Origin of the sequence: Streptomyces sp. Edi4 (assembly GCF_040253615.1) — a bacterium.
GTDB lineage: Bacteria > Actinomycetota > Actinomycetes > Streptomycetales > Streptomycetaceae > Streptomyces.
Window position 1 is genome coordinate 6,016,492 of sequence record NZ_JBEJGY010000004.1, and the last position, 12,168, is coordinate 6,028,659.

7 protein-coding genes are annotated in these 12,168 nt (G+C 72.9%); all 7 read left to right on the forward strand.

What is annotated here, in order from left to right:
- Nucleotides 1–16: 16 nt before the first annotated feature.
- Nucleotides 17–2,431 (forward strand): ATP/GTP-binding protein, encoded by a 2,415-nt coding sequence (locus ABR738_RS29445; protein WP_350232964.1) that lies wholly within the window; start codon nt 17–19, stop codon nt 2,429–2,431.
- 156 nt (nt 2,432–2,587) lie between these two features.
- Nucleotides 2,588–4,138, forward strand: coding sequence for a PucR family transcriptional regulator (locus tag ABR738_RS29450; protein WP_350232965.1), 1,551 nt, complete (start codon nt 2,588–2,590; stop codon nt 4,136–4,138).
- A gap of 371 nt (nt 4,139–4,509) precedes the next feature.
- Complete coding sequence (locus tag ABR738_RS29455; protein WP_350232966.1) at nt 4,510–5,958, forward strand: aldehyde dehydrogenase family protein; 1,449 nt, start codon at nt 4,510–4,512, stop codon at nt 5,956–5,958.
- A gap of 196 nt (nt 5,959–6,154) precedes the next feature.
- Entirely contained in the window at nt 6,155–8,080 is a 1,926-nt protein-coding gene (locus ABR738_RS29460; protein ID WP_350232967.1) for an acyl-CoA dehydrogenase family protein, read from the forward strand.
- 175 nt (nt 8,081–8,255) lie between these two features.
- Nucleotides 8,256–9,506: a 1-deoxy-D-xylulose-5-phosphate reductoisomerase gene (gene dxr / locus ABR738_RS29465; RefSeq protein WP_350232968.1), complete on the forward strand. Its 1,251-nt coding sequence runs from the start codon at nt 8,256–8,258 to the stop codon at nt 9,504–9,506.
- Nucleotides 9,503–10,804: a M50 family metallopeptidase gene (locus ABR738_RS29470; protein ID WP_350232969.1), complete on the forward strand. Its 1,302-nt coding sequence runs from the start codon at nt 9,503–9,505 to the stop codon at nt 10,802–10,804. The genes dxr and ABR738_RS29470 overlap by 4 nt, the downstream gene beginning before the upstream one ends.
- 182 nt (nt 10,805–10,986) lie before the next feature.
- On the forward strand, nt 10,987–12,144 hold the full coding sequence (gene ispG, locus ABR738_RS29475) for a flavodoxin-dependent (E)-4-hydroxy-3-methylbut-2-enyl-diphosphate synthase (RefSeq protein ID WP_350232970.1): 1,158 nt from the start codon (nt 10,987–10,989) through the stop codon (nt 12,142–12,144).
- Nucleotides 12,145–12,168: the final 24 nt, after the last annotated feature.

Here is a 12,168-nt window from a genome sequence, read left to right on the forward strand (position 1 = left end):
AGGGGGCAAGGGGTCGATGGACACCGAAGGCACGTACGACGCACGCGGCACCCGTTCGGGTTCGGTCCCGCGCCCCTCGGGGCCGCCTCCGCGCCCCGCGCTGCCGCCCCGGCCCGTCGAGGCGCCGACGGCCGGGCCCTCGCTCGGCGACTGGCTGCGCACGCCGCGCGCGGCCGCCGAGCCGGGCCTGTGGCGCCTGGGCCACACCCCACGAAAGGACGCCGACCCCGACCGGGTGCCGGACCGGGCGCTGATCGGCGGGGCCGTCGTCGCGCTGCTCGCGGCCAGTCTGGTCTGGTCGCTGTGGCGCAACGGCTACGTCCCGCACAGCCGCGTCCTGCTCGAACTCGTCACCCCGCAGGACTGGTGGGGCCTGCGGCGCCCCCCGGCGGCCACCACCGCGCTCGCCGTCTACAACAGCCTGGTGGCGGCCCTCGTGCTCTACACCGCCGGGCGCCTCGGCAACTGGCGCGAGGTGTTCCGCCGGTACGCCGTCGACCATCCCCAGCCTTCCCGGGCGGTACGCACCGCGCTGGCCGGGGCCGTCCTGGTGTGGTGCTTCGTGCAGGCCGACACCCTGCGGGACTACGCCCCCACGGCCGCGACCGTGCAGGCGGACGCGGCGCCGCCGCGCCCCCTGCTGCCCTTCGGCGACCTGGCGCTCGCGCTGATGCCGCACGCCTGGCTGTACAACGGCACCGGCGAGGATGTGGCCGATCACCTGCGCGCCTTCGCGACCTGGTACCACCTGGTGGGCGCCGCCGTGATCCTGTGGCTGACCGCGCGGGCCGGGGGATGGCTCACCGTGCTGCGCGACCCGCGGGCCGGCAAGGACGGCCGCGCCGCCGCGACCGGCGGCCCCAGCGAGACCCCCGCCGACTGGCCCCAGCTGCGCGTCGCGGGCCTCGGCGGCGTCGCCGATCTGCTCGTGGCCGAGGAGCGGTCCGGGCGCATGAACGACGTCGACTGCGTACGCATCCGACGGGCCTGGCGGAGCGTGCGCAGCGATTGCTCGCGGCTGCGCGCGTTCACGGACGCGGTGGCGGGCCAGGGCGCGCGGGCCTGCCCGCATCCCTCGGGCGACCGCGACCTGCCCGCCCGCGCCGCCACCCACGACCTGCTCACCTCGCAGGTGCGGATCGGCCGCTACCCCGACACCGAGCGCGTCCCGGCCACCCGCAGGGGCGCGGGCGCCGCCGTCGACCCCGCCGTGCTCGGCTCGTCGCTGCTCGCCATCGGGCCGTTCGGGTCGGGCAAGACCCGGCACCTGGTGCGGCCCGTCGTGGAGTCGCTGGCGCTCCAGGCGCTGGCCGGGAAGGCCGCCGTGGTCGCGGTGTGCGCGGCGGGCACCGAGCTCGGCGCCGACGACGGCTACGACGTGGTGATCAAGCCGGGCGATCCCGCGTCCGCCTACGACCTCGACCTGTACGGCGGCGCCACCGACCCCGACGAGGCCGCCGCCCTGCTCGCCGAGGCGTTCGCCGGAGACCTCGTCGAGGTCGACCCACGCCGCGCGGCGACGGCCCTCGCCCAGTTGCTGGGCCCCTACCGCGCCGCCCACGGGCGCTTCCCCTCCGTGCCCGTCCTGCGGGAACTCCTCGACGGCTCACCGGGCGCCATCGGCGACCTCAAGGCGCGCCTGGACCCCGAGACCCACCGCGCCCAGCTGCGTGAACTCGACGTCCGTGAGCGGCAGTTGGGCAGTCAGGGCGATCCCGGGCTCGCCCTCGCCGCGCGGGTCGCGGTGCTCGACCGGCCCGCCTTCGAGGCGTTCTTCGACACCACGGGCGAGAGCCGGCCGTTCTCGCTGCGCGCCCTCGAACACCCGCTGCGGGTCCGGATCGACGTGCCCGAACGCGCCCACCCCGAGGCCGGACACCTGCTGACCCGGCTCGTCCTGGCCCAGTTCGCCGCCGGGGCGACGGCCCGCGCGGACCAGTCGCTCTTCGCCTTTCTCGCCGTGGACGACGCCACGCACGCCGTCACCGCCGCGTCCGTACGGGCCGTGCAGCGGCTGCGCAACCGCAACGCCGGGGTGCTGCTCACCCTGCGCGGCCTCGGTGACGTACCCGAGGCGCTGCACACCTCGCTGCTCGGTTCGTTCGGCTGCCACATGGCCTTCTCCGGCGTCACCACCTGGGACGGGCGGCTCTTCGCGCAGGCCTGGGGCACCGAGTGGGTGGAGACCACCGAGGTCGCCAAGCACACCGTCTTCGCCGACCAGCCGCTCACCCGGGCGATCCACGCGCTGCGCAAACTCGTCACCGGCAAGGCCGTCACCACCGACGCCGTGACCGTGCGCAAGATCGAGCGGGAGCGCTGGTCGGCCTCCGAACTGGCCCACCAGGTGCCCGCGGGGCACGCGGTGCTCTCCCTGACGACCGTCGAGGGGGAACACGCGCCGCCGCTCCTGGTGGATCTGCGCGGATGAGGCCCCGGCTCGCCCCGGTCCGGCCCGGTCCGGCCCGGCCCCCGCGCCGGTTCCCGGATGGCCGGGGAACGCCGGGGAATCTGGCCGGGGTGGCAAAATGAAGGTGCTCCGTTCATACGGGACGTAGCAATCGACTGCCGAAGGTAACCCGGTCCCATGCCGCCCACGCTCGCCTCGCTCCTCCAGCACTCGGCGCTCAAGCTCACCGTGCGCGCGGGGCAGGACCACCTGGACCGCCCGGTGCGCTGGGCCCACGTCAGCGAACTCGCCGACCCCGTCCCGTACATGGAGGGCGGCGAGCTGCTGCTCACCACCGCGATCACGCTGGCCGCCGAGGACCCGCAGGCGATGCGCCGCTATGTGCGCAGGCTGGCGCGGGCCGGGGTGGTCGGGCTCGGCTTCGCCGTCGGCGTCCACTACGACACCGTGCCGGACGCGCTGCTCGCGGCGGCCCGCGAGGAGGGGCTTCCGCTGCTCGAGGTGCCGCGCCGCACTCCGTTCCTGGCCATTTCCAAGGCGGTCTCCGCGGCCATCTCGGCCGACCAGTACCGCGCGGTGACCGCCGGGTTCGAGGCGCAGCGCGAGCTGACGAAGGCGGCGCTCGCCGACGGCCCCGCCGTGCTGATCGCCAAGCTCGCCGCCCACGTCGACGGCTGGGCCGCCCTGTACGACACCTCCGGCGCGGTCGTGGCCGCCGCCCCCGAGTGGGCCGCCCGCCGCGCCGCCCGGCTCACCGGCGACGTGGCCCGGCTGCGCGAGCGGGCGGCCCCGGCCAGCGCGGTGGTCGGCGGCGCCGAAGAGGCCCCGGGCGACCGCGTCGAGCTCCAGTCGCTCGGCACCGGACGCCGGGTGCGCGGCGCGCTGGCGGTCGGCACGGGGGCGCCGCTCGGCACGGCCGAACGCTACGCGGTGCACTCCGCGGTCGCCCTGCTCACCCTCACCACCGAACGCTCCCGCTCGCTCCAGTCGGCCGAGCAGCGGCTCGGGGCCGCGGTGCTGCGGATGCTCCTGTCCGGCCAGCAGGACCACGCCCGCGCGGTCGCCGGTGATCTCTACGGCGGGCTCCTGGACGCGCCGTTCCGGCTCGTCATCGCCGAACCCGCGAGCGAGGGCGAAACCGGCGGGCTCGGCGCGCTGGTCGAGGCCATGGAGTCGGCCGCCGCCCGCCGGGGCGAGACGGTCCTCGTGGTGCCGGAGGCGGGGCGGCTCGTGGTGCTCGCGGCGGACGGGGGCGAGGCGGTCGGTGCGTGCCTGGCTCACGAGAGCGCCGAGGGCGAGGACATCGTGGTCGGCCTCTCCGCGCCGGCCGGTCCGATCGCCGCGGCGTCCGCGTACAAGCAGGCCGAGCAGGCGCTCTCCGTCGCCCGGCGCCGGGGCAAGCCGCTCGTCGAGCACGAGGAACTGGTGGCGGGGTCCGTGCTGCCGCTGCTCGCGGATGACGCGGTGCGGGCGTTCGCGGACGGGATGCTGCGGGCGCTGTACGAGCACGACGCGACCGGGCGCGGTGATCTGGTGGCCTCGCTGCGGGCGTGGCTTTCGCGGCACGGGCAGTGGGACGCGGCGGCCGCCGACCTGGGTGTGCACCGGCACACCCTGCGCTATCGGATGCGGCGCGTGGAGGAGATCCTGGGCCGCTCGCTGGACGACCCGGACGTCCGCATGGAGCTGTGGCTCGCCCTGAAGGCCACGTCATCGCCGGACGCGTAACCGGGGTTGAGGTTCGCGTGCGGGCCAGCGTCAGCACGGTCGGCAGCCGGGCCCCCTGGGGCTCCGCCCCGGACCCCGTTGGCGCTGAACGCGCTCGTCCTCAATCCCCCCAAGGCCTTGAGGGCCAGGGGGGACCCCCATGACGGGCTGAGGTTTGCCCGTACGAGCCAGCACGGACCCTGCCAGGGGCTGAGGTTCCCGTGTGGGCCAGCACCGACGCGGCCAGGGGCGCGGGGAACTGCGCGGCCAGCCACGTACGGCCCGCGCCCGCGACGAGCTTCGGAGGGGAACTCCAAAGCGGCGTGCTGGGCGCCCTCACCACTCCACGCCGGACAAACCCGCACCCCCGCCCCCCGGCCTACCGTGAGGGCATGACTTCTACCCACGCCTCCTTCTGGCTCGCCGGCCGCGAGGCCACCGGCGACGACAGCTTCGATGTCACCTCGCCCTGGGACGGCCGGCTCGTCGCCTCGGTCAGTGTGCCCACCGACACCCAGGTCGAGGAGGCCGTGGCCGCCGCGCACGCCGTCGTGGAGGAGTTCGCGGCCACCCCGGCGCATGTACGGGCCGCCGCCCTCGACCACGTCTCCAAGCGGCTCGCCGAGCGCACCGAGGAGATCGCCCAGCTGATCTCCGCCGAGAACGGCAAGCCCATCAAGTGGGCCCGGGGCGAGGTCGGCCGCGCCGTCTCCGTGTTTCGCTTCGCCGCGGAGGAGGCCCGGCGCTTCAACGGCGGCGAGGCCCAGCGCCTGGACACCGACGGCGGCGGCGTGGGCCGCCTCGCCCTAACCCGCCGCTTCCCCAAGGGCGTCGTCCTTGGCATCGCACCCTTCAACTTCCCGCTCAACCTGTGCGCCCACAAGGTCGCCCCGGCCATCGCGGTGGGCGCCCCGATCGTCCTCAAGCCCGCCCCCGCCACCCCGCTGTCGGGCCTCATCCTGGGTGAACTGCTCGCCGAGACCGAGCTGCCCGCCGGCTCCTGGAGCATCCTGCCGGTCGCCAACGACAAGATGCCGGCCCTGGTCAAGGACGACCGCCTCCCGGTCATCTCCTTCACCGGCTCCGACAAGGTCGGCTACGCGATCATGGACTCGGTGCCGCGCAAGCACTGCACCCTGGAGCTCGGCGGCAACGGCGCGGCCGTCGTCCTCGCCGACTGGGCCTCGGAGGAGGACCTGGACTGGGCGGCGACCCGTATCGCCACCTTCTCCAACTACCAGGGCGGCCAGTCCTGCATCTCCGTGCAGCGCGTCATCGCCGACGCCGCCGTGTACGACCGGCTGCTCCCCAAGATCGTCGCCGCCGTCGAGGCGCAGGTCACCGGCGACCCGTCCGACTCCGCCACCGACGTCGGCCCGCTGGTCAGCGAGGACGCCGCCCGGCGCGTGGAGTCCTGGGTCGACGAGGCCGTCGCGGCCGGAGCCAAGCTGCTCACCGGCGGCAAGCGCGACGGCGCCTCCTACGCGCCCACCGTGCTCACCGAGCTGCCCGACGACACCACCCTGGCCTGCGAGGAGGTCTTCGGACCCGTCCTGACCGTGCGGAAGGTGGACGGCGAGGCCGAGGCGTTCGCCGCCGTCAACTCCTCCAAGTACGGCCTCCAGGCAGGGGTGTTCACGCACGACGTGCACACCGCCTTCCGCGCCCACCGGGCCCTGGAGGTCGGCGGCGTGATCATCGGCGACGTCCCGTCCTACCGCGCCGACCAGATGCCCTACGGCGGCGCCAAGGCCTCCGGCGTCGGCCGCGAGGGCGTGCGCTACGCGATGGACGACTACACCTACGAGCGCGTCCTCGTCCTGACGGGCCTCGCCCTGTAGGTCCCTTTGGCCCCGAAGGGCCGCACGAGACCGACGGCCGGAACCCACTGTGCGGGGGGTTCCGGCCGCCGTCGTACGCCCGGGCGGCGAGCGGGGTGGTCCAACCCCCGGGAATCGGGTACATACGGACGGGTAGCACCACCCGGTAACGGGCAGCCGCCCGCACCCGTCAGCCCGCGGCGAGGAGAACCCCTCTATGACCGCACCACAGCACACGCCCAAGGTCTCCGAGCGCGAGGCGCGCCAGGTCGCCGAGGCCGCCCGCGAGCAGGACTGGCGCAAGCCCAGCTTCGCCAAGGAACTCTTTCTCGGCCGGCTGCGCCTGGACCTGATCCACCCTCATCCGCAGCCCGCCCCCGAGGACGTGGCACGCGGCGAGGCCTTCCTCACCAAGCTGCGCGACTTCCTCCGGGCCCACGTGGACGGCCGCCTCATCGACCGAGAGTCGAAGATCCCCGACGACGTCGTGCACGGGCTCAAGGAGCTCGGCGCCCTCGGGATGAAGATCGACACGAAGTACGGGGGCCAGGGGCTGACGCAGGTCTACTACAACAAGGCGCTCACCCTGGCCGGTTCGGCAAGCCCCGCCATCGGCGCGCTGCTCTCCGCGCACCAGTCCATCGGCGTGCCCCAGCCACTGAAGCTGTTCGGCACCCAGGAGCAGAAGGACGCCTTCCTGCCGCGCTGCGCCCGCAGCGACATCTCCGCGTTCCTGCTCACCGAGCCCGATGTGGGCTCCGACCCCGCCCGGCTCGCTACGGCCGCGGTGCCCGACGGCGACGACACCTACGTCCTGGACGGCGTGAAGCTGTGGACCACCAACGGGGTCGTCGCGGACCTGCTCGTCGTGATGGCCAGGGTGCCGAAATCCGAGGGGCACAGGGGCGGCATCACGGCCTTCGTCGTCGAGGCGGACTCGCCGGGCATCACGGTGGAGAACCGCAACGCCTTCATGGGCCTGCGCGGCATCGAGAACGGCGTCACCCGCTTCCACCGGGTACGCGTGCCGGCCGCGAACCGGATCGGTCCCGAGGGCTCCGGCCTCAAGATCGCCCTGACCACGCTCAACACGGGCCGCCTCTCGCTGCCCGCGATGTGTGTCGGCAGCGGCAAGTGGTGTCTGAAGATCGCCCGCGAGTGGGCGGGCGTACGCGAGCAGTGGGGCCGCCCGGTCGCCCGGCACGAGGCGGTCGGGGCGAAGATCTCCTTCATCGCCGCGACGACGTTCGCCCTGGAGGCGATGACGGACCTCTCCGCACAGATGGCCGACGAGGACCGCAACGACATCCGCATCGAGGCCGCCCTCGCCAAGCTGTACGGGTCCGAGATGGGCTGGCTGATGACGGACGAGCTGGTCCAGATCCGCGGCGGGCGGGGCTTTGAGACCGCCGACTCGCTGGAGGCGCGCGGCGAGCGGGCGGTGCCCGCCGAGCAGATGCTGCGGGACATGCGGATCAACCGGATCTTCGAGGGCTCGACCGAGATCATGCACCTGCTGATCGCCCGCGAGGCGGTGGACGCCCACCTGTCCGTGGCCGGCGACCTGATCGACCCCGACAAGACCCTCCAGGACAAGGCGAAGGCGGGCGCGAACGCGGCCGGGTTCTACGCCAAGTGGCTCCCCAAGCTGGTCGCGGGCCCGGGGCAACTCCCGCGCTCCTACAGCGAGTTCGGGCCACTGGCCCAGCACCTGCGCTACGCCGAGCGCTCCGCCCGCAAGCTCGCCCGCTCCACCTTCTACGCCATGTCGCGCTGGCAGGGCCGCATGGAGACCAAGCAGGGCTTCCTCGGCCGGATCGTCGACATCGGGGCTGAGCTGTTCGCGATGAGCGCGGCCTGCGTACGGGCCGAGCACCTGCGGGTCACCCAGGACAACGGCCGTGAGGCCGTCCAGCTGGCCGACGCGTTCTGCCACCAGTCCCGGGTCCGCGTCGAGGAGCTGTTCACCCGGCTGTGGAGCAACACCGACGAACTCGACCACAAGGTCGTGGACGAGGTCCTGGCCGGTGCGTACACCTGGCTGGAGGAGGGCGTACTCGACCCCTCGGGTGAGGGTCCCTGGATCGCGGACGCGACGCCGGGACCGGCGCGGCGGGACAACGTCCACCGGCCCGTGCGCTGACCCGGGCACCCCGGCGCCCGTGCGTGGCCGGGGCACCGGGGCGCCGGAACGATCTGTTCCGTTCCGACGGCCCCGGCCCCGCCGGGCGCCGCCTCCGCGTCCCGCGCGCCCTCATCCCGGCCTTATTGACAGGAGCGCTGTCCGGGCGCGCGGCCGATGCGGCAACAATGGGGGCATGAGCGACTGCCCAGCCCCCCTCGCCGACCCGCACATCGCCTTCGATCCAGCCGTTGGCCGACGCGATGTGGTCGTACTCGGATCCACCGGATCCATCGGTACCCAGGCCATCGACCTGGTCCTGCGCAACCCCGACCGCTTCCGTGTGACCGCGCTCTCCGCGGCGGGCGGCCGGGTCGAGCTCCTGGCCGAGCAGGCGCGACAGCTCCGGGTCGCCGCCGTCGCGGTGGCGCGCGAGGACGCCGTGCCGGCGCTGCGCGAGGCACTGGCGGCGCGGTACGGCGGCGAGCCGCTTCCCGAGATCCTGGCCGGCCCCGACGCGGCCACCGAACTCGCGGCCTCCCCCTGCCACACCGTCCTCAACGGCATCACCGGTTCCATCGGGCTCGCGCCCACGCTGGCCGCGCTCACGGCCGGCCGCACGCTCGCGCTCGCCAACAAGGAGTCCCTGATCGTCGGCGGCCCCCTCGTGAAGGCGCTGGCGAGACCCGGACAGATCATCCCCGTCGACTCCGAGCACGCGGCCCTCTTCCAGGCGTTGGCCGCCGGCAAGCGCGCCGATGTCCGCAAGCTCGTGGTGACCGCGTCCGGGGGGCCCTTCAGGGGGCGTACCAAGAGCCAACTCGCCGACGTCAGGCCCGAGGACGCGCTGGCCCACCCCACGTGGGCGATGGGCCCGGTCATCACCGTCAACTCGGCGACGCTCGTCAACAAGGGCCTGGAGGTGATCGAGGCGCATCTGCTCTACGACATCCCCTTCTCGCGCATCGAGGTCGTCGTCCACCCGCAGTCCTACGTGCACTCCATGGTCGAGTACACCGACGGCTCCACGCTGGCGCAGGCGACCCCGCCCGACATGCGCGGGCCGATCGCGATCGGGCTCGGCTGGCCCGAGCGGGTCCCCGACGCCGCGCCCGCCTTCGACTGGACCAAGGCTTCGACCTGGGAGTTCTACCCCCTGGACCACGACGCCTTCCCCTCGGTGGGACTCGCCCGGCACGTCGGGGAACTGGGCGGGACGGCTCCGGCGGTGTTCAATGCCGCGAACGAGGAGTGCGTGGACGCGTTCCTGGCCGGGCGGCTCCCGTTCAACGGGATCATGGAGACGGTGACGGAGGTCGTCACCGAGCACGGAACGCCCCGGGCGGGAACCTCCCTCACGGTCTCGGACGTCCTGGAAGCGGAGACCTGGGCACGCGCCCGGGCTCGCGAACTCGCGGTGAAGGCGACAGCGGAGGCACGCGCATGACGATCCTGTTGACGGTCCTCGGCATAGCGCTTTTCGCCGTCGGGCTGCTCGTCTCCATCGCCTGGCACGAGCTCGGCCACCTCTCCACGGCCAAGCTCTTCGGCATCCGCGTGCCCCAGTACATGGTCGGCTTCGGGCCCACCATCTGGTCGCGCAAGAAGGGCGACACGGAGTACGGCATCAAGGCGGTTCCGGCCGGCGGCTACATCCGCATGATCGGCATGTTCCCGCCCGGCGCGGACGGCCGCATCGAGGCGCGGTCGACGTCGCCGTTCCGCGGCATGATCGAGGACGCGCGGGCGGCCGCGTTCGAAGAGCTCCAGCCCGGCGACGAGGACCGGCTCTTCTACACGCGCAAGCCCTGGAAACGCGTCATCGTGATGTTCGCCGGCCCGTTCATGAACCTGATCCTCGCGGTCGCGATCTTCCTCAGCGTGCTCATGGGCTTCGGCATGGCCGCCGAGACCACCCAGGTCGCCGGCGTCCAGAAGTGCGTGATCGCGCAGAGCGAGCACCGTGACTCCTGCAAGGCCGGCGACAAGGTCTCGCCCGCCGAGGCCGCGGGCCTCAAGGTCGGCGACAAGATCGTCGCCTTCGACGGCAAGCCCGTGAAGAACTGGTCGGACCTGTCCGACCGCATCCGCGCGACCATCGGCCCTGCCACCGTCACCGTGGAGCGGGCCGGCCAGCAGGTCACCCTGCACGCCACGCTGGCCAAGAACATGGTCCTGAAGAAGGACGCGGACGGCCAGGCCGTCCCCGACCAGTACGTACCGGCCGGCTATCTCGGCTTCTCGCCCAAGTCCGAGATCCAGCCGCTCACCTTCGGCGAGTCCGTGAACCGCATGGGCGACATGGTGGAGAACGGCGTGCACTCCATCGTCGCGCTGCCCGGCAAGATCCCCGACCTGTGGAACGCGGCCTTCGACGGCGGCGAACGCAAGGCGGACTCGCCGGTCGGCGTGGTCGGCGCGGCGCGCCTGAGCGGCGAGGTGCTGAACCTGGACGCCCCGACGCCGAACATCATCGCCACGTTCCTGTTCCTGCTCGCGGGCTTCAACCTCTCGCTGTTCCTGTTCAACATGCTGCCGCTGCTCCCGCTGGACGGCGGCCACATCGCGGGCGCCCTGTGGGAGTCGCTGCGCCGGACGGTGGCGCGGGTCCTCAAGCGTCCCGACCCGGGCGCCTTCGACGTCGCCAAGCTGATGCCGGTGGCGTACGTGGTGGCCGGGATCTTCATCTGCTTCACGCTGCTCGTCCTGGTGGCGGACGTCGTGAACCCGGTGAAGCTCACCTGACGGTGACGGTGACGGCGCGGGGGCGCGGGGGCGCGGGGAGCCTGCCTCCCGCGCTCCCCGGGCGCCCCTTCGCGTGAACCGCGGGGCCACCGTGCACACGGTGCTCCCGGGGTGACGTAACCTCGAAGGCTGGAGCCCGCCGATCTCGGGACCTTGATCCACACCTTGGGGTTGCACAGCAGATGACTGCGATTTCACTGGGAATGCCGGCCGTACCGACCCGCCTCGCCGAGCGCCGCAAGAGCCGTCAGATCCAGGTCGGCTCCGTGGCGGTCGGCGGGGACGCGCCCGTCTCCGTCCAGTCCATGACCACGACGCGTACGTCGGACATCGGCGCGACGTTGCAGCAGATCGCCGAACTGACGGCGTCCGGCTGCCAGATCGTGCGGGTCGCCTGCCCCACGCAGGACGACGCGGACGCGCTGGCGACGATCGCGCGCAAGTCGCAGATCCCGGTCATCGCCGACATCCACTTCCAGCCCAAGTACGTCTTCGCGGCGATCGACGCGGGATGCGCCGCGGTGCGGGTCAACCCGGGCAACATCAAGCAGTTCGACGACAAGGTGCGCGAGATCGCGCTGGCCGCGAAGGACGCGGGGACCCCGATCCGTATCGGCGTCAACGCCGGGTCGCTCGACGCGCGCCTGCTGAAGAAGTACGGCAAGGCGACGCCCGAGGCGCTGGTGGAGTCGGCGCTGTGGGAGGCCTCCCTCTTCGAGGAGCACGGCTTCCGCGACATCAAGATCTCGGTGAAGCACAACGACCCGGTCGTCATGGTCAACGCCTACCGCCAGCTCGCCGCGCAGTGCGACTACCCGCTGCACCTCGGGGTCACCGAGGCGGGCCCCGCGTTCCAGGGCACGATCAAGTCGGCGGTGGCGTTCGGCGCGCTGCTCGCCGAGGGCATCGGTGACACCATCCGCGTCTCGCTCTCGGCCCCGCCGGCCGAGGAGATCAAGGTCGGCATCCAGATCCTGGAATCGCTCAACCTGCGCCAGCGCCGCCTGGAGATCGTCTCCTGCCCGTCCTGCGGGCGGGCCCAGGTGGACGTCTACAAGCTGGCCGAGGAAGTCACGGCGGGCCTGGAAGGCATGGAGGTGCCGCTGCGGGTCGCCGTCATGGGCTGTGTCGTCAACGGCCCCGGAGAGGCGCGCGAGGCGGACCTCGGTGTCGCCTCCGGCAACGGCAAGGGGCAGATCTTCGTGAAGGGCGAAGTCATCAAGACGGTGCCGGAGTCGAAGATCGTGGAGACGTTGATCGACGAGGCGATGAAGATCGCGGAGCAGATGGAAAAGGACGGAATCGCCTCCGGCGAGCCCCAGGTATCAGTAGCGGGCTGACCCCCCCCGGGGCACCCCGACCCC